The 21078-nt window shown below is 68.9% G+C and carries 17 protein-coding genes; 8 read left to right on the top strand and 9 right to left on the bottom strand.

Going from position 1 to position 21078, the window contains the following annotated elements:
- Positions 1-458 precede the first annotated feature (458 nt).
- The 3 genes from ABD798_RS30965 (at position 459) to ABD798_RS30955 (ending at position 4461) form a co-directional block, all read left to right on the top strand.
- On the top strand, positions 459-1184 hold the full coding sequence (locus ABD798_RS30965) for an AraC family transcriptional regulator (RefSeq protein ID WP_344882702.1): 726 nt from the start codon (positions 459-461) through the stop codon (positions 1182-1184).
- Between the two features lie 319 nt (positions 1185-1503).
- Complete coding sequence (locus tag ABD798_RS30960; protein ID WP_344882699.1) at positions 1504-3948, top strand: GH92 family glycosyl hydrolase; 2445 nt, start codon at positions 1504-1506, stop codon at positions 3946-3948.
- A gap of 201 nt (positions 3949-4149) precedes the next feature.
- Positions 4150-4461, top strand: a complete 312-nt coding sequence (locus ABD798_RS30955) for a DUF3817 domain-containing protein (RefSeq protein WP_344882696.1) — start codon at positions 4150-4152, stop codon at positions 4459-4461.
- On the opposite strand, the gene ABD798_RS30950 is transcribed toward ABD798_RS30955, so the two are convergent.
- Positions 4458-4961, bottom strand: a complete 504-nt coding sequence (locus ABD798_RS30950; RefSeq protein WP_344882693.1) for a MarR family winged helix-turn-helix transcriptional regulator — start codon at positions 4959-4961, stop codon at positions 4458-4460. The genes ABD798_RS30955 and ABD798_RS30950 overlap by 4 nt on opposite strands.
- Positions 4962-5027: 66 nt before the next feature.
- On the opposite strand from ABD798_RS30950, the gene ABD798_RS30945 reads away from it, so the two are divergent.
- From ABD798_RS30945 to ABD798_RS30930, 4 genes are all read left to right on the top strand, one after another.
- Positions 5028-5330, top strand: coding sequence for an MTH1187 family thiamine-binding protein (locus tag ABD798_RS30945; protein WP_344882690.1), 303 nt, complete (start codon positions 5028-5030; stop codon positions 5328-5330).
- 46 nt (positions 5331-5376) lie between these two features.
- Positions 5377-6261, top strand: a complete 885-nt coding sequence (locus ABD798_RS30940) for an SCO6745 family protein (RefSeq protein ID WP_344882687.1) — start codon at positions 5377-5379, stop codon at positions 6259-6261.
- A gap of 227 nt (positions 6262-6488) precedes the next feature.
- Positions 6489-7139 (top strand): Abi family protein, encoded by a 651-nt coding sequence (locus ABD798_RS30935; RefSeq protein ID WP_344882684.1) that lies wholly within the window; start codon positions 6489-6491, stop codon positions 7137-7139.
- Positions 7136-8119, top strand: coding sequence for a tetratricopeptide repeat protein (locus ABD798_RS30930; RefSeq protein ID WP_425549300.1), 984 nt, complete (start codon positions 7136-7138; stop codon positions 8117-8119). The genes ABD798_RS30935 and ABD798_RS30930 overlap by 4 nt, the downstream gene beginning before the upstream one ends.
- Before the next feature lie 37 nt (positions 8120-8156).
- Here the strand turns inward: ABD798_RS30930 and ABD798_RS30925 are convergent, their stop codons facing one another.
- From ABD798_RS30925 to glgB, 5 genes are all read right to left on the bottom strand, one after another.
- Positions 8157-9572 carry a neutral zinc metallopeptidase gene (locus tag ABD798_RS30925; RefSeq protein ID WP_344882678.1) on the bottom strand — a complete coding sequence of 472 codons (1416 nt, stop codon included), beginning with the start codon at positions 9570-9572 and terminating at the stop codon, positions 8157-8159.
- A gap of 244 nt (positions 9573-9816) precedes the next feature.
- Entirely contained in the window at positions 9817-10137 is a 321-nt protein-coding gene (locus ABD798_RS30920; RefSeq protein WP_344882675.1) for a hypothetical protein, read from the bottom strand.
- Positions 10138-10314: 177 nt separating this feature from the next.
- Positions 10315-11667 carry a neutral zinc metallopeptidase gene (locus ABD798_RS30915; protein ID WP_344882672.1) on the bottom strand — a complete coding sequence of 451 codons (1353 nt, stop codon included), beginning with the start codon at positions 11665-11667 and terminating at the stop codon, positions 10315-10317.
- A gap of 55 nt (positions 11668-11722) precedes the next feature.
- Positions 11723-13018 carry a Fic family protein gene (locus ABD798_RS30910; RefSeq protein WP_344882669.1) on the bottom strand — a complete coding sequence of 432 codons (1296 nt, stop codon included), beginning with the start codon at positions 13016-13018 and terminating at the stop codon, positions 11723-11725.
- 98 nt (positions 13019-13116) lie between these two features.
- The gene (glgB, locus tag ABD798_RS30905; protein WP_344882666.1) at positions 13117-15348 is read right to left on the bottom strand and encodes a 1,4-alpha-glucan branching protein GlgB; all 2232 of its coding nucleotides are present in this window, start codon (positions 15346-15348) and stop codon (positions 13117-13119) included.
- 174 nt (positions 15349-15522) lie between these two features.
- Here glgB and ABD798_RS30900 point away from each other — a divergent pair, with 174 nt between their 5' ends.
- Positions 15523-15831, top strand: a complete 309-nt coding sequence (locus tag ABD798_RS30900; RefSeq protein WP_344882663.1) for a hypothetical protein — start codon at positions 15523-15525, stop codon at positions 15829-15831.
- Positions 15832-15884: 53 nt separating this feature from the next.
- Here ABD798_RS30900 and ABD798_RS30895 read toward each other — a convergent pair whose 3' ends face one another.
- Genes ABD798_RS30895 through ABD798_RS30885 form a run of 3 tightly spaced genes read right to left on the bottom strand, consistent with a single transcriptional unit; the run spans position 15885 to position 21066 of the window.
- Positions 15885-17258, bottom strand: coding sequence for a maltokinase N-terminal cap-like domain-containing protein (locus ABD798_RS30895; RefSeq protein WP_344882660.1), 1374 nt, complete (start codon positions 17256-17258; stop codon positions 15885-15887).
- On the bottom strand, positions 17255-19081 hold the full coding sequence (gene treS / locus ABD798_RS30890) for a maltose alpha-D-glucosyltransferase (RefSeq protein ID WP_344882657.1): 1827 nt from the start codon (positions 19079-19081) through the stop codon (positions 17255-17257). Before treS ends, ABD798_RS30895 begins: the two co-directional genes overlap by 4 nt.
- 14 nt (positions 19082-19095) lie before the next feature.
- A complete protein-coding gene (locus ABD798_RS30885; protein ID WP_344882654.1) occupies positions 19096-21066 on the bottom strand; it encodes an alpha-1,4-glucan--maltose-1-phosphate maltosyltransferase in 1971 nt (656 codons plus the stop codon).
- Positions 21067-21078: the final 12 nt, after the last annotated feature.

Below are 21078 nucleotides of genomic sequence, written 5' to 3'. Positions count from 1 at the left end.
GCCGCGCTTGGGCCGTTCGGCCTATTGGCTTGCAAATGGTCTAAACCTATACGCTTTTGTCCGGCGTAAGCTCGAAATCGGCGGCGGAATCGATTACAGGCGGCCGCGTCATCTGTGTGATGCTGAGCGACCGGCTTACAACTCGCGATGGGGACTACCGCCGAAGCGGGTTCGTGTACTAGGTTCGCTTTCATGAACAAGCACTTCGTAAATCTGTAAGTGCGAGTTCCCCTCAGGCTCCCGTTGCACGCTGTGCACTGCGGGAACAGGCTGCGGGTCGGGCCGGTCAAGAATGGCGGCGGGATCGGCCCGACCCGCACCTCATTGCCTCCGGCGCCCCGCGTGGGCGCCTTTTTTGTGCGCGTGCAACTTTCACTGTCAATTGGGGAATCCCACTCGCGCGTCCGCGATCTGGTGAATCATTAACGGATGTCGGTCAGGCGCGTTACCGTGGTCACGTGTCGTCGGACTATCGCGAGTGGGCGCCGTCGCCGGAGCTCGCCGAGCACGTCCGGTGCCTGTGGGGCAGCCGGGTCGCCGGCGCGCGCCACAGCCAGCGCGTGATCCCCGACGGGTGCGTCGATCTGCTCTGGGCGGACGGTGGGCTGCGCGTGGTCGGCCCGGACACGCGGTGGCGCGACGTGGACGCCTCCCCCGGCAGTCGGATGGTGGCCGTGCGGCTGCGTCCCGGGGCGGCCCGACTGCTGCTCGGCGACATCGCGCCGCACGAACTCCAGGACACCACGACGGACCTGGCGCAGTTGTGGGGATCGAGCGCTGATCGCCTGCTCGACGAAGCTTCGACCGGTCCCGTCGGTCCGGCCCTGGAGCGGGCGCTGTGCGAGCGGCTGCCGCGCTTCGGCGAGGTCGATCCGCTGGTCCACGCGCTCGTGGCGGAGTTCGACGCGGGGGCGGCCTCGCTGGCGGAGCTTGACCTCGGTATCACCGATCGACAACTGCGGCGGCGCGTGGTCGCGGCGGTGGGCTACGGCCCGAAGGCGCTGCACCGCGTCCTTCGGCTGCAACGGACGCTGCGCATGGAAACTCGGGGTGGGCTGGCCGAACTGGCCGTCGCGGCGGGATTCGCCGACCAGGCCCACCTCTCGCGCGAGGTGCGCAGCCTCACCGGCCGCACACCGAGCGCTTACTTGCCTCTGGAGAACAGGAACGCGAGCGTGGCGTAGAACAGCACGATCACCAGCCCCGTGCCCACCACGCGGTTGCGCCGGTTCGTCCGGCGCCGCTCCTTCACAACCGACATCGGATCTCCCTGTTGAAGCGCGTTGCGAGCACTACCAACAGTAGGGATCGCGTGACCGCGCCGGGCGTGTGGGGCCTCGTGACGCCACGATCGGACCAGCCGGGCGCGTGCGGTAATGCCGAAGTGAAATTGTCCTGTGATCTGTCTTCTTGGCGCTGTTGACCGCTTTGTGGGGCCGACTTAGCGTGAGCGTGAATGTGACAACGTTGTCAGCTCGGTTGTCAGCTCGGGGAGGCTGCCGCATGTCCGCGCTCCGATTCTCTCGTCCAGGGCGAGCACTGGCCGCGTTCGCCGCGGCAGCCGTGCTGACCTCGTCCGTTGTCCCTGTCGCGAGCGCCGCTCCAGCGCCTGCTCTCGTGTCGGATCCGGTCGGTCTGGTGAACACGTTCATCGGTTCCAAGGACGATGGCAACACTTTCCCCGGCGCCTCCATGCCATTCGGCAAGACGCAGATCAGCCCGATCGGTTCGCATTACTCCGGTTGGCGCTACGACGACCCGAAAATCCACGGCTTCGGCCACCTCTTCCTGTCGGGCGCGGGCTGCTGGGAGCAGGGCGGCGTCCTGTCCGTGCTGCCGACCACAGGCTCCGTCGGACCTGGCCCGCAGAACTCCTTCGACACGACCGTGCCCGCGACGTTCGACCATCACCGCTACGGCGCGCAGTACACGCACGCAGGCGAGGTCGGCACCGCTGGCTACTACAAGACCAGGCTCACCAGTTATGGCGGCATCGACGCGGAGACGACCGCGTCCACGCGCACCGGCGCGGAGCGCTACACCTTCACCGATGCCAGCAACGCCAACGTGTTCGTGAACCTGGGCCAGGCCAACGACAAGCACAACGTCACGTCCAGCTCCGTGAAGGTCGTCGGCGACCGCACTCTCGAAGGCTCCATCGAGACGCTGAGCTTCTGCGGCGGCCGGAGGTACACGACGTGGTTCACCACCACCTTCGACCAGCCGTTCTCCGGGTTCGGCACGTGGAGCCCGCAGGGCGGCCAGCCCGGGAGCCGTGAGTCCTCCGGTGGCGCCGGACTCCGTGGTGCGTGGCTCAACTTCGGTGCCCTTAAAGGAAAGTCCGTCACCGCGACCACCGCTGTGTCTCATGTGGACATTGAGGGCGCGCGGAAGAACCTCGCCGCCGAAGGACTTCGTCGCGACGGCAGGCCATTGGGCTTCGATGAGCTTCGTGCGCGCGCGGAGCAGGCGTGGCGGGCCGAGCTGTCTCGCGTGCGCATCGGTGGCGGGAGCCGTGACGACCTCGTGGTCTTCTACACCGCGCTCTACCACGTGCTGTTGCAGCCGTTGACCGGCAACGACCACGACGGTCGCTACCGCGGCTTCGACGACAAGATTCACATGGCGCGTGGTTGGACCTACTACGAGTACTACTCGCTGTGGGACACCTATAGGACGCAGAACCAGCTCGTGGCCATGTTCTGGCCGTCGCGCGCGAAGGACATCGCGCAGTCACTGCTCGCCGTGCACCAACAGGGCGGCTGGCTGCCACGGTGGGCCTACGCGAGCTTCGAGACGAACACCATGACCGGTGACCCCGTGACGCCCTACATGGTCGACCTGTGGCGGTTCGGCGCTTATAAGGGCAAGGAACGCGAGGCGCTGGCCGCGTTGCTGCAGAACGCCAACGGTGTCCCTCCCGCCGCTTCGCAGTTCCAGGGGCGCGCGGGCAATCCGAACTACCTCGCGAACGGCTTCGTCGAGTACGACAAGCAGAAGCCCAAGAAGGGCATGGACATCGACCAGCACCACGGCGGCTCCGCGACCATGGAGTACGCACTGGCCGACTGTTCGCTGTCCATCATGGCCGGTGCGCTCGGAGCGTCCACCGAAGCCACAGCGCTGCGGCAGCGTGGTCAGTCCTGGCGGAACGTTTGGGACGCCACGGTCGCTGATCGCGGCTTCACCGGCTTCCCGCGTCCCAAGGTGCTCGGCGGCGCGTGGCACAGCGATCCTGGCAAGCCCTACACGCCCACTTCCGACCATGGCTTCCACGAGGGCACCGCGTGGCAATACCAATGGCTCGTGCAACAGGACGTCAGCGGCGCGCTTAAAGCCATGGGCGGCAAGGAGGAGACCGGCAAGCGGCTCGACACCTTCTTCGCCTACGACAAGCTCCTAGCCAACCACACCGAGGCCGTGCGCAAGGAGTGGGTCGTCGGGCCCTACGCGTACTACAACCAGTTCCGCTACAACCCCAACAACGAGCCCGACCTGCACGCACCGTGGATGTACACGCTCATCGGCCAGCCGTGGAAGACCTCGACCGTCACGCGCGCCGCGCAGACGCTGTTCACCAACGCGCCCAACGGGGTCACCGGCAACGACGACCTCGGCACCATGTCCGCGTGGTACGTGTTCAGCGCGCTCGGCATGTACCCGGCCGTCAACGGCACCGGTCAGCTCGTGCTGAGCAAGCCCCGGTTCCCCCTCGCCAGCATCCAGCTGGAGAACGGCAGACCGCTGGTGATCGCCGCGCCCGGAGTGGACCCGGCGAAGAACCAGTTCATCGGCTCCGCACGGCTCGGCGCCCGCCCGCACGACAAGGTGTGGGTCGACTGGGACCAGCTCTCGCGCGGCCAGGTCCTGACCTACGCGCTCACCGAGCAGGTGCCGGCATGGGGGACCGGCGCCACCGCCCTCCCCACCTCGCCCTGCGGTTCCTGACCGCGCACCCAATGCCGCGTTCGGTGCGTTGAGCGTCCTGAATGACTCATTCAGGACGCTCAAGTACCTCAATGAGTCATTCAGCGCGTTGGCGTGGCCGGGGGCGGGGTGGTGGGTCCTAGGACCGTCCCGGGCCGTCGGTGATCCGGGGCACGCTCCACACTGGTCTGGTCGATTCGTCCAGATCCCAAGGGAGCGCCCGTGCTGTCCACTCCGGCAGGCAGGTTCCGGCTCATCGCGATCGCGGAGGCGTGCTCGTGGGTGGGGCTGCTCATCGGCATGCTCTTCGAGCACGTGCTCGACGTGACCGACCTCGGCGTGAAGATCTTCGGGCCGGTGCACGGCGGGCTCTTCGTGATCTACGTGCTCGTGGCGTTCCTCGTGCGCAAGCCGCTCGGCTGGGACAACCGCACCCTGGTGTGGGCGCTGATCGCCTCGATCCCGCCCGCCGCGACGGTGTGGTTCGAGCGCTGGGCCGCGCGCACGGGCCGCATGGAGCCGGTCACGGTCTAGGACTCGAAGTCGCCGGTGGCCTTGCGCACCTTGGACAGCAGCTCGGTCAGCTGCTCGGTCTGCCGCGAGGTGAGCCCCGCGAGGCCGAAGTTCGCGTCCGTGACCGCCTCGGTCGCCGCCTTCATCCGGGTCCGGCCGTCGTCGGTGATCGCCACCAGCGTGGTGCGCCGGTCGGTCGGGTGCGGCGCGCGCACCACCAGCCCGTCGGCCTCCAGCCGGTCCACGATGTTGGTCACGCTGGTCGGGTGCAGCTGCAACCGCTCGCCCATGACCCGCATCGGCAGGCTGCCCTGGCGGGAGAAGGTCAGCAGCACCAGCGCCTCGTAGCGGGCGAAGGTCAGCTTGTGCGGGCGCAGCGCTCCGTCCACAGCGGACTGAACGATCTGCTGGACGCGCATCACACTGGTGACCGCGGCCATCGTCTCGGCCGGTCCTACGCGCTCGGCCCAGAGTTCGGCGGCGCGCTCGATGGGATCGAACGGCAAAGATCGGCCTGTCATGGAAAGCCACGCTAGCAGCGCCGTACTGGTCAGTAGCGGATTGTTCGGTCAAAGGAGGAGGTCGACGTGCTCGTGTCCTTCAGCGTGAGCCCGCTCGGTGGGGAGTCCGACGGCGTCAGCGCGGCGGTCGCCGACGCGGTGCGGGTGGTGCGCGAATCGGGTCTGCCCAACGAGACCAGCTCGATGTTCACCACCGTCGAGGGAGAGAACTGGGACGAGGTAATGGATGTCGTGCGCCGCGCCGTCGAGGCGGTGCAGCGGCACGCGCCCAGGGTGAGCCTGGTGCTCAAGGCCGACATCCGACCGGGCTACACCGGGCAGCTCTCCGCGAAGGTGGAGCGCGTTGAGGAGCACCTCCGCGAGATGTGACCGGAGCCACTGCCCGCGTCGTCCCGGTGGGTGGGATGGTCGGGGTGTGCTGAGCATCGGAACCGTTGAGGAGCGCCGTGCGGCGGCGCGCAGGCTGTGGCCGCTGTTCGAGAACTACCACGTGGTCACGTACTTCACCCCGGAGTCGCGCGCGGCGGCGGACGGCCTCGGTTGCAGGGGCGGCTGGATGGGCTACTTCGCCCAGCGCGCGGCGCCCTTCGGCGAGGCGAGCCCGGAGCTGGTGACCGCCACGTTCTACAGCTTCCCGCCGACGATGGTGCACAGGGCGCTTCCCGACGCGTGGGCGCTCGCCGACGCGGAGACCTTCCTGGCCACGCGGCTCGCCGGGGTCGACGGCGCGCTGCGACGCCTGCTCGGCGAAGACGTGCTGTCCGGCTCGGTGATGGCGGAGCTGGCCGAGCTGGGCCGCGCCGCCGCGACCGCCGCCCCGATCACCGGTCGTCCGCTCGCCGCCGCGAACGCGTCACTGCCGTGGCCGGAGCAGCCGCACCTGGCGCTGTGGCACGCGACCACGATCCTGCGCGAGTCCAGGGGAGACGGGCACATCGCCACCCTGGTCGCCGCGGGGCTCGACCCGTGCGAGGCGCTGGTGATCTACGCGGCCGACCACGAGATGACCGGCGAGGCCATGCGTGGTTTCCGGCGCTGGACCGAGCAGCAGTGGCAGGAGGCGGTCGACCGGCTCACCGAGCGCGGCCTTGTCGACGGCGGTGAGCTCACCGCGGCTGGGCGCCAGGTGCGCGCGTGGTGCGAGGAGCGGACCGACGACGGCGCGATCCTGCCGTGGCTGGCGATCGGTGAGGACGCGACGCTGCGCTTCGCCGAGCTGATCACGCCGATCGCCCGCACCCTGTCCGCGGGCAACGAGGCCTTCCGCGACAACCCGATGGCGCTGCACTTGGTGACGTGATTTTCCTTTGCCACCATGGCAAAACGTCACCCAGGAGTGAACGTCAGGGGGTGGCGCTAGCGTGTCGTGTCCACATCGGACACGACACGCGAAGGAGTCTCGATGGCCGAATCAGGAATGACCGACGAAGGCGGAGAAGCGCCCCGAAAAATACTTAACCCCGGCGGCATATCCCGAGGGATAGGGGCGACCGGGGTCTTCGTCGCACACTCTACCGGAGTCGCCCGATGATGACAAACCCCGCGCTGAACACGCTGCTGGAACAGCGGTTGTCGGCGGAGCGGCTCGCTCCCTACCGGGCGGCGTGCGGGGGAGACCTCGATGCGGCACTCGCGCTCTACGAGCAGAACTCCCGGATCGGCGCGGCCTTCTGGCGGACGCTCGGGCACGTCGAGGTGTTGGTGCGCAACACCGTGCACGCCGCACTCCAGGACTGGAGCGGCCGAGCTGACTGGTACGTCCCCCTCGCGGGGTTGTTGACCGAGAAGGCGCGCAAGGACGTCATCACCGCGCGGGAGAGGCTCGTGAGGAACGGGCACGTGGACACTCCTGGCCGCGTGGTCACCGAGCTGTCCTTCGGGTTCTGGCGGTACCTGCTCGCCGCGAGGTACGAGAGGACGCTGTGGCTGCCGTGCCTTCGCGGCGCGTTTCCTCATCTGACCGGCATGCGCAAGGACGTGCACGACAAGCTCGCGGGGCTGCACGAGCTGCGGAACCGGATCGCGCACCACGAGCCCGTGCACAACCGCCCGCTGCGCCGGTTGCGGGCCGACGCGCTGGTGGTCGCGGGGTGGATCTGCCCGTCTTCGCGCGCGTGGGTCGGGGCCGGGTGCTGGGTCCCCGGCACTGTCGGCGGCGTGTCAGGATGGAGGACGTGACAAGGCCAGATCGACGTCAGAACGCCGCCCTCTCCGCCGCGCTCGCCGGCGCCGTGGACCTCTCGGCGGTCAAGGCGCGGGCGGAGGCCACCTCCCGCCAGCAGAGCCGTCCCGCCGCCGCGACAGCCGCGACGCCCGGCTCCGCGCCCGCCGCCTCCGGTGAGTGGGTCGTCGAGGTCAGCGAGGCGACCTTCCAGCAGGACGTGCTCGAGCGTTCCCTGCAGGTGCCGGTCATCGTGGACCTGCGCGCGAGCTGGAGCGAGGAGAGCCAGCAGCTGTCCCCGGTCCTGCAGCGCCTCTCCTCGGAGAGCAACGGGACCTGGATCCTCGCCAGCGTCGACATCGACGCCAACCCGCGCATCGCGCAGGCCTTCGGCGTGCAGTCGGTGCCGATGACCGTGGCCATCGCGGGCGGTCAGGTGCTGGACGGCATCCCCGGTCTGCAGCCGGAGCCGCAGCTGCGCCAGTGGATCGACTCGCTGATCCAAGCCCTGCGCGATCGCCTCCCCGGCATCAAGGCCGCGGAGGAGCGCGCCGCCGCCGGTGGTGCCGCCGAGGCCGAGCAGCCGGAGGACCCCCGCTTCACCGAGGCCGAGGACGCCTTCGAGCGGGGCGACTACGCCGCCGCCGAGGCCGCCTACGAGCAGATCCTCTCCGCCGAGCCCGCGAACGAGGACGCCAAGGCCGCGCTCGCGCAGGTGCGCTTCACCGCGCGCGCCGAGCAGGCCGACTCCGGCGCGGTCGCCAAGGCGGACGCGAACCCCGACGACGTCGACGCCCAGCTCACCGCCGCCGACGCGGAGATCGCCGAGCAGCGGGTCGACGAGGCGTTCGCACGGCTGGTCGAGACCGTGCGCCGCACCGCGGCCGAGGACCGCGACCGCGTTCGCCAGCACCTCGTCGGACTCTTCGAGCTCTTCCCCGCCGACGACCAGCGGGTCATGCTGGCGCGCCGCAACCTGGCCAGCGCGCTGTTCTGACGGTCCTGACAGCGGGGGCCGGTGCGCCCGGCCCCCGCTAGCGGAAGTCCTCGGTGCAGGCGGAGATGCCGTCGAGGAAGCCGACGTGGAAGGCCTCGACCCGCGCGAAGCCGGACGGCACGCCCTTCCCGTTGACGTCGGCCGCCATCCCGGTGTTCTCGGTGAGCAGCTGGGTGACCGCCTCGTCGAGGTCGCCGGGGGAGATCCGCAGCGTTCCGACGGGGTTGCGGCCGCCGATCGGGCGCTGCAACAGGCTGCCCGCCCAGTTGCCGACCATGCACGCGGTGCGCAGCCCGGCCACCTCGCCGGTCAGCTTCATCCCGACGGCCTTCTGCACGGAGAGCACGTAGCGCGAGGCGATCTCGCCGAACGCCGCGAAGTCGCCGATCGCGCGAGCGCGTTCCTGCTTCGCGGGCGCCTTGCCGAGCTGGGCCAGTCGTTCCATGTCGAGCGCGACGGTGTTGCTGCTCTCGCAGTAGGTCGCCGTCGCTCCCGCCGCCGCGCAGGAACCGCCGAAGGTGACCTCGGGCGGAGCGGCTCCGGTGTCCTTGTGGACCGCCTGGAGGTTCTCCACGATCGCCTTCACGGTCTGCTCGTTGACCGGGAGGTTGCCCTTGGTGTCGTCCTGCTTGGCGAAGGTGTACTCGGTGACCCGCGCGTTGATGTCCTTGGCGTCCATGGCCGCGCAGCGCTTGGGGCCCTGGCCGAAGCCGAACTGGAACGCGGTGACCCGGTCGAAGGCGTTGCCGTGCGCGCCGCGCTTGGTGAAGGAGGCGCCGACCTGGTCGCGCAGCGCGAACATGGCGCCGAGCACCTTGCTCAGGCCCTCGCCGGTGGAGACCTCGAAGTGCTCGGCCTTGCCCTCGGCGACGTGCCGGAAGAACGCGCCGGTGAAGCAGTCGGCCTGCTGCTCGGCGATGATCGTCGGCATGCCGGGCTTGGTGACCCCGCTGCGGTGACCGACGGCGTGGCCGACCTCGTGCGCGAGCACGGCGACCACGGCCATCGGGCCGTAGTTGGTGTTCAGCATCGGCAGCAGGCCGCCGCGGTCCCACGCGATGAGGTCCTCGGACGGGCAGAAGAACGCGTTCTCCACGCCGGCGGTGTTGCTCTTGCACAGCACCACGTTCTTGCCGCCGGAGTCCCAGGACGCGAGCCTGCGCAGCGGTTCGTAGGGCTTGCCGAAGGTCAGCGGAAACTGCTCGACCCAGTACCTCTGCACGTCGGTGACGGCATTGCCGGCCAGTCGGTCCATGGTGCCGTCGTCGGCGTTCTCCACGGAGACCTGGGCGTCGGCCACCCCCGAACGGGGGCCGCTCGCGCCCTCGGTGACCTTCAGCCCGGCAGCGCTGCCGGGGTCGACGACCGCGCCGACGCGCTTGGCCTCGCCCCTGATCACCGTTGTGCAGCCGGCTGCCAGCAGCAGTGCCGCCAGCAGTGTCGTGACCCGCACCGCTCTCCGTCGAGCCGCCCCCATCAGCACGTGCGTACTCCTTCGCCCACCCGCGGATTCGGCCGAACGCGGCCGACGCCGCCAAACCGTACCCGCCCGATGGGCGGCGCCGGCCGCGTACTCGCCGACTCGGGGGTGCTCGCTCCTCGCGAAGGGGGAGCGGGGTGGATTCCATGCCGCCCTGCACAGCACGGAATCCACCCCGCCGGGGTCCGGAGTCAGCTCTCCGGAGAATTGTGAGGAACTACTGGAACTCCACGCTGGTGGTCTGCACCTGGAACTTGCACTCGAACCCGTCGCTGCCGGGACCCGTGTGCCAGCCGCCGGTGTAGTCGGTCTGCGTGGAACAGGCCACGTGCAGGCGCCACATCTGGTCAGCGGCGCCCGTGCACTTCGTGCCGCCGTAGGTGTTGAACCATTCGTTGACGCACGTGAGGCCGTTCATGGACTGATCGGTCTTTCCTGACCTCGCCACGTCGTTCTCCGCGAGGGCGCTGGGGGTGGCGCCCACGAGGATCGCGACGGCGGCACCGGCGGCGAACAGCGCTCGCACTGCCTTGCTCATCGTCGTCCCATTTCTTCCGAGAAAGTCAGTGAATCGATTCACGTTGACTTCGTGATGAAAGATTAAATGTCACCAGAATTGTCGTCAATGTGAAGAAGAACTGTTTGATGAGTGTTTTAGGTGTGCGTGAAAAGTCGTGGTGAGAAATGTGAAACTGAAACTGATTCTCCGGCCTTCTCAGCCGATGCCGCACGCCTTGGCCCCGCCGAGTACGCCGGAGCGGAACGCCGAGAGGCGGTCGAAGCCCGCGGCGATCCCCGCGCCCGCGACATCGCGCGAGCCGTAGTCGTAGCCCAGCAGCACCTGTACGGCTTCGTCCAAGTCGCCGGGCGCGAGCGCCGCGCTGCCGTCGGCCCCGCGCGAGGCCGCGTCGGTGTAGGCGCCCGCGAGGCAGAGCGCGTCGCGACCGGCTCCGGCGCCGCCGACTCCGCGACCGAGCGCGGCCATAGCGGCCAGGCCGTACCTCGCCGCCAGCAGGGCGCCGACCGCGTAGTCGCCGATCTGGTCGTGCAGCCGCTGCGGCTCACCCTTGCCGTCGAGCCGGATCGCGTGCTCGGCGACGCAGAAGGACGCGGGCCCCTGGCCACCGCAGCTCGCTCCTGGGCCGGTGTTCGGCTTGCTCCACTGACCGCTGTTTCGCCGAACCAGTCCGCCGAACCACCCGTCCAGGCCGGAGCTGATTGCCTCCACTGACTGCTGATAAGTCCGCGCGGGCCTGCTCACGGCGCTCTCGCTGATCGTGAACCTGCGGTTCTGCACGGTCATGCCCGCGCAGCGCCGTGGTCCCTCCGTGTACCCGTCCTGCAACGCGGACGCGCGGTCGAAGGCGTTGCCGTGCGTCGCTTCGTCGACGTCCACCGTGTCGATCGGATCGCGCAGCACCGTGAGCACGCCCATCGCACTGTCCACATCGGACTGCGTTACGCGCAGTCGCGGCGCCTTGCCATCCACTGCCCAGCGCAGGGTCGCTCCGGCGAAGCAGTCGGCCATAGCCTCTGTGAGGATCGTCGGATAGCGCTCCGGCTGCTTGCGCTGTTCCTCCGCGCCGATGCCCGCGCGGTGGTGCACCGCGTGCCCGATCTCGTGTGCCAGCACCAGTAGTACTGCCGCGCCCGAGTACTTCGCGTTCAGCACGGGGAGCAACGCGGCGCGGTCCCACACCACGGAGTCCACGCTCGCGCAGTACAGCGCGTTGCCTTCGAGCTCGCTGGTGTGCGAGGTGCACGGCGGCGGTTTTCCCACTTGGTCGTTGCTGTCAACGGAGTAGAAGCCGTTGATCGGCTGCCACGGCTTGCCGAACGTGGGCTCGAAGTTCTCTCGCCAGTACTGCTGCACGTCCGTGACCACCGTCGCGGCGAGCTGGTCGATCTCACCGCGATCCGTGCCGTTGACGAAGGCCGGGTCCACGTTCTCCTTGGTGATGCCCGTGCGCGCCACGGGTTCCCCGGGTACCGCGGTGGTGCAGGCGACGAGCACGCAGAACGCGCCGATCCCGCACAGGGCACGGCGGAACGCGCTGTCGTCGAACATGCCTACCCGGTCACCCTTCCGCATCACCGCACGCGCCGCAGCCAAGTCCAGCGCATCAGGTGGTCGGTCTCGCCGGAACGTGCCGCTGTGGCTTCGACTGGCGCGTGTCCCACTTGGTGCTGGCGAGTCTGCGTTCGGCGAAGGTGAGCAGATCGAGCACTTCCCTTGCCTGGTACCCGGTTGTCTGCCTGTCAACGCTCTTGCGATGCAGCACGCCCGCGTCCGCCAGCTCCTCCAAAGCCGTCCGTGCGGCTGGAAAGGACACCCCGAGCGCACGCTCCACCGTCCGTGCCGTCAGCACGGGCACCTCCGGCAGTCGCGCGAGCAGCCGAGCGGTGGCGGAGTCAGCTCGTGGCATTCCACGCACCCCGGTCGTCGCGCGGTGCTTGGCCAGTCTTGCGGTCCACTCGTGCGTGAGTTCGGCGACCTCCGCGGCGAACTGCTTTGCCTGGTCCACGGCGACAGCGGTCGCTTCGAGGAACATTGCCAGCCACTCCGCCGCGGCCTGGTGAGCGGCGGGCAGGTCCGCCGCGCCCTCGTGGCGGTAGCCGGTCAGCCCGGCCAGGTAGTCCTGGGAACGCGTCAGCAGGACGAGGCTGATCGGGAGCAGTGCCGACGTGGTCAGCCCGCGCCGCACCAGCACCGTGTGGATCAGCGCTCGCCCGACTCGGCCGTTACCGTCGGCGTAGGGGTGGATCGTCTCGAACTGCGCGTGCACCAGTGCGGCCTGGACCAGGGGTGCGTGCAGGCCGCCGTTGATGTACTCGCAGAGGTCGTCCATCAGCTCCGTCACCAGAGTCTCCGGCGGTGGCACGAACTGCGCGTTGACCGGGTGCCAATCGCTGCCGCCGATCCAGTTCTGCACGGTCCGCAGGTCGCGGTGTCGCTCGTCCGGAAGCAGGGCCCGGTGCAGCCCGTTGATCCCCTCGATCGTCACGGTCGGAGCGGTGGCCAGTGTCGAGGCGGCCTGTCGCAGCGCGGTGATGTTGTTGGCGACGAGCTGGGCGGTGGCGGTGAAGCCCTTGGTGATCGTCTCATCGCTCTGCGCCAGCTCGGCGAGGGCGATCTGCTGAGATGAGACCTGCAGACCCTCGATCTTCGAAGAGGCGATCGCCTCCGACCTCAGCAAGAACCTGGCCAGGCCTTCGAGGCCGTTGGCCCCCGCCGTGCCCGCGAGATCGCGGACGGCCGCCTCGACGACGAGCGCCCGCCCCGCGAGTTCCGAGGAGAGGATCAGGGGGCGACTGGACAGCCGGTCAGGCAGGTACGCGAGGTACCGGCCGCCCCGCCGGTCAGCCCTGGAGGGCGCGTCGAAGGACGGGTCCCAGTGCCGCTGGACCCACGTGGCCATTGAACTCTCCGCTCTAACCTTGCACAGTCAGCCCGGCCATTAAAGCTTAGGGGTCTAAACTTTAACAGAAGGCCAGCACGTGCAAGGTTGCGGATTATCTACTCGCCGCTCTCCAACAGCTCAGGCGCGGCTTCGAGGTCCGGGGTGTCGGGGACGGCGAGGACGTCGGGGGTCAGCAGGAGCACACCGGACGGCGGGAGCTGGAGCACGGCGGAGTGGGTGCGGCCGTGCCACGGCTTGGCCTCCGCGCGCACGGAGCCGAGGTTGCCGACACCGGAACCGCCGTAGTTCTCGGCGTCGGTGTTGACCGCCTCGCGCCACACACCGCCCTGGGGCAGGCCGACGCGGTAGTTGAGGTGCGGGCCGCCGGAGAAGTTGGCGACGCACACCACGGGCTCGGCGCCGTCGGCGAGCCGGACGAAGCTGAGCACGTTGCCGCCGGAGTCGTTGGCGTCGATCCACGAGAAGCCCTCTGGCGAGGTGTCCTTCGCGTACATCGCGGGCGCGGAGCGGTAGAAGGCGTTGAGGTCGCCCGTGAGCGAGGCGATCCCGCCGTGCAGCCGTTCGCCGAGCAGGTGCCAGTCCAGCGAACGGGACTCGGCCCACTCCTGGACCTGGCCGAACTCCCCGCCCATGAACAGCAGCTTCTTACCGGGGTGGGCCCACATGTAGGCGAGCAGCGCGCGCAGGCTCGCGGCCTTGTTCCAGTCGTCACCCGGCATCCGGCCCCACAGCGAGCCCTTGCCGTGCACCACCTCGTCGTGCGACAGGGGCAGCGTGTAGTTCTCGCTCCACGCGTACATCAGCGAGAAGGTCATCTCGTTGTGGTGGTAGGAGCGGTGGATCGGCTCGCGCGCGAGGTAGTGCAGCGCGTCGTGCATCCAGCCCATGTTCCACTTGAAACCGAAACCGAGGCCGCCGAGGTGCGTCGGCCGCGTGACGCCGGGCCACGCCGTGGACTCCTCGGCGATCATCATCACGCCGGGGTGTCTCTTGTAGACGGTCGCGTTGAGCTCCTGGAGGAACCGCACCGCGTCGAGGTTCTCGCGCCCACCGTGCACGTTGGGCAGCCACTCACCCTCGTTGCGCGAGTAGTCGAGGTAGAGCATCGAGGCGACCGCGTCCACGCGCAGTCCGTCCACGTGGAACTCTTCCAGCCAGTACAGCGCGTTGGCGACGAGGAAGTTGCGGACCTCGCTGCGCCCGAAGTCGAACACGAGCGTGCCCCAGTCCGGCTGCTCGCCGCGGCGCGGGTCGGCGTGCTCGTACAGCGGTGTGCCGTCGAAGCGCGCGAGCGCCCACGAGTCCTTGGGGAAGTGCGCGGGCACCCAGTCCACGATCACGCCGATGCCGCGCGAGTGCAGGTGGTCGACGAAGTAGCGGAAGTCGTCGGGGGAGCCGAAGCGCGCGGTCGGCGCGTAGTAGGAGGTGACCTGGTAGCCCCAGGAACCGCCGAAGGGGTGCTCAGCGACGGGCAGCAGCTCGACGTGGGTGAAGCCGGTCTCGGTGACGTAGTTCGCCAGCTGCTCGGCCAGCTCCCGGTAGCCGAGACCGGGCCGCCACGAGCCGAGGTGCACCTCGTAGACGCTCATCGGCGCGCTCGACCAGTCGGTGACGTCACGCTCGGCGAGCCACTCCGAGTCGCTCCACTCGTGGTTGGACTCCGTGACGACGGAGGCGGTCTGCGGTGGCACTTCGGTGGCGAAGGCCATCGGGTCGGCCTTCTCGTGCCAGTTGCCGTCCTTGCCGAGGATGCGGAACTTGTACCTGGTGCCCGCGAGCACTCCGGGCAGGAAGATCTCCCACACACCGGAGGAGCCGAGCGAGCGCATCGGTGTCGCGACGCCGCTCCACCCGTCGAAGTCGCCGCACACGCGCACGCCCTGCGCGCTCGGCGCCCACACCGCGAAGGACGTTCCGGCGACTGTGCCGCTCGGGGTGTCGTAGCTGTGCGGGCGCGCACCGAGCACTTCCCACAGCCGCTCGTGACGGCCTTCGCCGATCAGGTGCAGGTCGAGTTCGCCCAGCGTCGGCAGCCAGCGGAACGGGTCGTCGGAGATGTCCACGTGCTCGCCGTAGCGCACGTGCAACTGGTAGTCCCCGGGCGGCGCGTCGACGAGACCCGAGAACAGCCCGCCGTGATGCACCCTATTAAGGCGGTGCTTCTCCCCGTCGACGATCACGAAGACCTCGTCGGCGTGCGGACGCAGTACGCGGACCGCGGTGCCCTTGTGGTGCGCGTGTGCGCCGAGCACCGAGTGGGGGTCGTGGTGTGCCCCGCCGAGTAGCCGGTTGATCTCGTCCGCGCTGGGTGCGCTTGCGTCGGGCATGGTCACGTCTACGGGCTTCCCGTTCGCTAGGAGTCGTAATCAGGAGTGCCGTGGGTGCACGGACATCTTAGAGCGGCACCGGTCATCGGCCAGGGCCGAAAAGTCAGCGTTGATCTTGGTGCTCGGGAGAGGGTGGGGCGGTACCGCACCACGCACGAAGAAAGGAACTCGTAGATGACTTCCCTGATGCGGCGCGCCGCTGTCACCGCGGCCGTTGTCGGAGCCGCAGCGGTCGTCCCCGTGCTCACCACCGGGACGGCGCTCGCCGCGAAGGCACCGTCGTGCATCTCCATCACTGCGGAGCCGGTCGGCTGGATCACTCAGACCTACCACCTGCACAGCACCTGCAAGTCGAAGACTTATAAGGCGTTCGCTGTGTTCAGCAGTGCTGTTGGCCCGTGCCTGACGCTGAAGCCCGGAGATGACTCGCGTGGCTTCAAGATTGCCAGGACTGCCGACTACAAGCGCATCGACCTGTGTTGAGCCGGTGATCCCGTGTCGGCCGGGCGCGTGTGGCGCCCGGCCGAGCATCGGTGTCATGAGCCGGTGATGCGCGCGATCGACGACAGCGGCACTGCGAGCCACTCCGGGCGGTTCCCGTGCTCATAAGCGACCTCGTACACCGCCTTGTCCAGCTCCAGCGCCCGTAGCAGCACGGCGTGCTCGCGCGGGTCCGCGGCCTTCTCGGCGTATCCGGCACAGAAGGCGTCGCGGTTGCGCCGAGCCCACTCCAGTGCCCGCTCGGTGAGCTGGTCCTCGGAGCCACCCGGGTACCCCACGAGCAACTGGTGCGCCGCGTAGTCGAACGAGCGCAGCATCCCCGCGACGTCCCGAAGCGGTGAGCGCAGCGAGAGCCGTTCGGCGGCGGGCGCGGCGGGCTCGCCCTCGAAGTCGATCAGCACCCACCCGAGCACGGTCCGCAGGACCTGGCCCAGGTGAAGATCGCCGTGGATGTGTTGCACCGCAATGGGGTCGGTTAGCCCGCGAGCGTCTTCGAAGGCAGCCCGCAGCCCCTGCTCGTGCGCGCCCAGCTCGGGAACGGCCGCGAGGACGGTGTCCAGGCGGCGCTGCATGGCGTCCACCGTGGTCTCCAACAGCTCACGGCCCTCGGAACCGCTGCCGAGCGCGTCCGCGAGGTCGGCGTGCACCTCGGCGACGGCTTGGCCGAGCCTGCGCGCCTCGCCGGCGAAGTCGCCGCCGACCTCCTCCGGGTGCTTCTCGCCCTCGGCCATCAGGTCGCGCACGCTCGCGGTCGCCATCGCCCAGCCGTCCGCGGCGTCGGGCAGGAAGCGTTGCAGCATCCCGAAAGTGACGTCCTCACCGGCGACGGAGCCTTGGATGGCGCCGAGCGGCTCCGCGATGTGTTCGCACTGCTGCGCCCGCAGCGCGCGGTGCAGCGTCAGGTCGGGGTTGGTGCCCGTCACGAGCTTGCGGAAGAGCTTGAGGATGTAGTGGTGCCCGTAGACCAGCGAGGTGTTGGACTGCTCCGCGCCGACCGGCCTGCTCTTGAGCCCGCTCTCCAGCTCCGCGCCCGGCTCGTGCTGGAAGTCCAGGCCCGCGAGGGACTCACCGCGCGCGATGAGGTCGAGCAGTAAGCCGGTCAGCTCGGTGTCCTGCGTGGCGTCGTAGCAGGCGAGCTGCGCACGCGTACCGATCCAGGCGTGCCCGAGGTGGTCCGGCAGCTCGGAGCGCAGTCCGATCAACAGCTGGTAGCGGTCCGAACTGCCGTTCTGGCGCACTTCGATGACGGAGTGCACGAGCGCCGGATCACCGTCCACAAGGGACACGGCTTGCACGGGAGTGACGGACTCGACGGCCCTGTCCTTCCCGGCGAACCAGCGCTGCGTCGGCAGCCACTCCTTCAGCGCGTCGGCGAGTTCGGTGATCACCTCGGTCGGTGAGGAGGTCACGGAGCCTCTCCCTCGTCGGTGGCGGGTGTCAGCTGGAACCAGTAGAAACCGTGGCCCGGCAACGTCAGCAGGTACGGCAGTTCGCCGATCGCGGGGAAGCGCACGCCGCCGGTCAGCTCGACCGGCACGCAGCCCTCGAACTCGCCGAGGTGCAGCTCCACCGGCTGCGGGAACCGCGAGAGGTTGTTGACGCACACGACAACGTCACTGCTGTCGTTGTCGTCCTCGTTCGCGGAGTACGTGCGGATGTAGGCCAGGATGCTCGGGTTCGACGAGCCCAGTTCGGTGAAGTCGCCGAGACCGAACGCCGGGTGCTGCTTGCGCACCTCGATCATCCTGCGCGTCCAGTGCAGCAGCGAGGAGTTGTTGTTCAGGTGCGCCTCGACGTTGACGGCCTGGTAGCCGTACACCGGGTCGGCGTTCACCGGCAGGTAGATCCGGTTCGGGTCGCAGGTGGAGAAACCCGCGTTGCGGTCCGGAGTCCACTGCATCGGCGTGCGCACACCGTCGCGGTCACCGAGCCAGATGTTGTCGCCCATGCCGATCTCGTCGCCGTAGTACAGCACCGGTGAGCCCGGCAGCGACAGCAGCATCGCGTTGAACAGCTCCTGCTGGTTGCGGTCGTTCTCCAGCAGCGGAGCCAGGCGCCTGCGGATGCCGATGTTGGCCTTCATCCGCGGGTCCTTGGCGTACTCCGCGTACATGTAGTCGCGCTCGTCGTCGGTGACCATCTCCAACGTGAGCTCGTCGTGGTTGCGCAGGAAGATGCCCCACTGGCAGCCGTCGGGGATCGCGGGCGTCTGCGCCAGGATCTCCGAGATGGGGAAGCGGTTCTCCCGCCGGACGGCCATGAAGATGCGCGGCATCAACGGGAAGTGGAAGGCCATGTGGCACTCGTCGCCGCCGACCTTCTCGTCGCCGAAGTAGGCGACGACGTCAGAGGGCCACTGGTTCGCCTCGGCCAGCAGCACGCGACCGGGGAACTCGTCGTCGACGACCTTGCGGCACTTCTTGAGGAACTCGTGCGTGCGCGGCAGGTTCTCGCAGTTGGTGCCCTCCTCCTCGAAGAGGTACGGCACCGCGTCCAGCCGGAACCCGTCGATGCCCAGGTCCAGCCAGAACCGGAGCACGTCCAGCATGGCTTCCTGGACCTCGGGGTTCTCGTAGTTGAGGTCCGGCTGGTGGGAGAAGAAGCGGTGCCAGTAGAACTGCCCGCGCACCGGGTCGTAGGTCCAGTTCGACGTCTCGGTGTCCACGAAGATGATGCGCGCGTCCGGGTAGCCCTGGTCGCTGTCGCTCCACACGTAGAAGTCGCCGTACGGGCCATCGGGATCGCTGCGCGAGGCCTGGAACCACGGGTGCGCGTCCGAGGTGTGGTTGAGCACCAGGTCGGTGATGACGCGAATACCGCGCCGGTGCGCTTCGTCGAGCACGTAGACGAAGTCGTCCACCGTGCCGAAGTCCGGCAGCACGGCGCGGAAGTCGCTGATGTCGTACCCACCGTCGCGCAGGGGCGACGCGTAGAACGGCGGCAGCCACAGGCAGTCCACGCCGAGCCACTGCAAGTAGTCCATCCGCGACGCGAGCCCGCGAAGGTCGCCGGTGCCATCGCTGCTGGAGTCCGCGAACGCGCGCACCAGCACCTCGTAGAACACCGCGCGCTTGAACCAGTCCGCGTCCTCCGGCGCTTGGCGCGCGTGGCGGAAGTCCTCCGCCTGCGGCTCTATCAGGTGCCCGTCGGAGGTGACGCCCTCTCCCGTGTGCGGTATGCCTTCGAGCCCCAGTGCCGCGTCGGGCTTGATCTCCCCAGTAGAGCCGTTCATCGCACCACCTAGCGTCAGCGTCGTTCGACCGCCACGATGTGGGCCACCGCGCGGTGAGGCTCCAGCCTCACGAAGTTCGCCTGACCCCAGTCCCATGTCTCCCCGGTGATCTCGTCGCGCGCGGTGAACCGCTCGGTCCAGTCCATACCCAACAGGGGCAGGTCCAACCACAACGTGCCTTCCTGGCCGTTGTTCGGATCGAGGTTCACCACGACCACGACGGTGTCCCCGGTGGCGGGATCGGTCTTGGAGTAGGCGATCAGGGCGTCGTTGTCGACGTGGTGGAAGCGCAGCGTGCGCAGCCTGCTCAGCGCCGGGCGCGCGCGGCGGATCTCGTTCAGCCTGCGCAGCCACGGTTCCAGGGAGCGGCCTTCGCGCAGCGCGGCGTCGAAGTCCCTCGGACGCAGCTCGTACTTCTCTGAGTCCAGGTACTCCTCGCTGCCCTCGCGCACCGCTTGGTGCTCGAAGAGCTCGAAGCCGGAGTACACGCCCCAACTCGGCGACAGTGTCGCTGCGAGCGCCGCGCGCACCGCGAACATGCCGGGGCCGCCGTGCTGCAACGACGCGTGCAGGATGTCCGGGGTGTTGACGAACAGGTTCGGCGTGCCGTCGTCGGCGTGCGCCACCAGCTCGTTGCCGAACTCGATGATCTCCTGCTTGTGCGTGCGCCACGTGAAGTACGTGTAGTACTGCGTGAACCCGCGCTTGGCGAGGCCGAACATCCGCGCGGGGCGGGTGAAGGCCTCGGACAGGAACAGCACGTCCGGATGGGTCTCCTTGACCTTCCAGATCAGCCAGTTCCAGAAGTCCGGTGGCTTGGTGTGCGGGTTGTCGACTCGGAAGATCCGCACGCCCGCCTCGGCCCAGTGCAGCACCACGCGCAGCGTCTCCGCGTAGAGCCCCTCGGCGTCCCGGTCGAAGTTCAGCGGGTAGATGTCCTGGTACTTCTTCGGCGGGTTCTCCGCGTAGGCGATCGTGCCGTCCGGCAGCACCGTGAACCACTCCGGGTGTTCCGCGACCCACGGGTGGTCCGGCGCGCACTGGAGCGCGAAGTCCAGCGCGATCTCCAGTCCGAGTTCGGCGGCGCGCGCGACGAAGTCCTTGAAGTCCTCCATCGTGCCCAGGTCCGGGTGCACGGCGTCGTGGCCGCCCTCGGCCGCGCCGATCGCCCACGGTGAGCCGACGTCGGTCGGTCCCGGAGTGAGGGTGTTGTTGCGCCCCTTGCGGTTCTCCCGGCCGACCGGGTGGATCGGCGGCAGGTACACCACGTCGAAGCCCATCGCGGCGACCCGGTCCAGCGCCTTGGATGCCGTGGCGAAGGTGCCGTGCACGGGGTTGCCCGCCGTGTCCACGCCGCCAGTGGAGCGCGGGAAGAACTCGTACCAGGAACTGAAGCGCGCGCGCTCGCGGTCGACCCACACGCGCTGCGGCTTGCCCTTGGTGACCAGCTCGCGCACGGGGTACTGGTGCATGATCCGGCGCACGGGCTCCGACAGCGCGACGGCGATGCGTTCGGCGACCGGGCGGTCCGTGTCGCGCAACGACTCCGCGGCGATGGTCAGCAGCTCGCGGTCGTTGCGGCGGTCCGGCCTGCGTGACACGCGGTCGACGAGGCGCGCGCCGGTCTCCAGGTCGTTCGCCAGCTCCCCGGCGCCCTGTCCCGCTGCCACCTTGACCTCGATGGCGTGCAGCCACGTCGCCCACGGGTCCGACCACGCGTCCACGCGGAAGGTCCACGCCCCTGGGTGGTCCGGCACGATCGCCGCGCTGTAGTCGTCGAGGCCGCCGCCGAGGTGGGTCATCCGCGTCTGGCGCGCCACCCGGTCGTCCGGCCCGCGCCACGCGACGGTGGCCGCGACCGCGTCGTGGCCCTCCCGCCAGACGGTGGCTTGGATCGGGATGTGTTCCCCCACAACGGCTTTCGCCGGATCACGTCCGCAGGAGATGACTGGGGAGACATCGTCGATACCGAGCCGACCGCTCACCGGCAACGCCCT

Origin of the sequence: Allokutzneria multivorans (genome assembly GCF_039537405.1) — a bacterium.
In the GTDB taxonomy this organism is placed as follows: domain Bacteria; phylum Actinomycetota; class Actinomycetes; order Mycobacteriales; family Pseudonocardiaceae; genus Allokutzneria; species Allokutzneria multivorans.
Note: the sequence above shows the minus strand (reverse complement) of the source record. Positions and strands in the feature narration are given on the sequence as shown.

Bases quoted from the DNA above. Each gene is read 5' to 3' on its own strand.
- ABD798_RS30960 (WP_344882699.1), top strand. From the start codon at position 1,504: ATGTCCGCGCTCCGATTCTCTCGTCCAGGGCGAGCACTGGCCGCGTTC.
- ABD798_RS30950 (WP_344882693.1), bottom strand. From the start codon at position 4,961: ATGACAGGCCGATCTTTGCCGTTCGATCCCATCGAGCGCGCCGCCGAA.
- ABD798_RS30935 (WP_344882684.1), top strand. From the start codon at position 6,489: ATGATGACAAACCCCGCGCTGAACACGCTGCTGGAACAGCGGTTGTCG.
- ABD798_RS30920 (WP_344882675.1), bottom strand. From the start codon at position 10,137: ATGAGCAAGGCAGTGCGAGCGCTGTTCGCCGCCGGTGCCGCCGTCGCG.
- ABD798_RS30915 (WP_344882672.1), bottom strand. From the start codon at position 11,667: ATGTTCGACGACAGCGCGTTCCGCCGTGCCCTGTGCGGGATCGGCGCG.
- ABD798_RS30910 (WP_344882669.1), bottom strand. From the start codon at position 13,018: ATGGCCACGTGGGTCCAGCGGCACTGGGACCCGTCCTTCGACGCGCCC.
- glgB (WP_344882666.1), bottom strand. From the start codon at position 15,348: ATGCCCGACGCAAGCGCACCCAGCGCGGACGAGATCAACCGGCTACTC.
- ABD798_RS30900 (WP_344882663.1), top strand. From the start codon at position 15,523: ATGACTTCCCTGATGCGGCGCGCCGCTGTCACCGCGGCCGTTGTCGGA.
- treS (WP_344882657.1), bottom strand. From the start codon at position 19,081: ATGAACGGCTCTACTGGGGAGATCAAGCCCGACGCGGCACTGGGGCTC.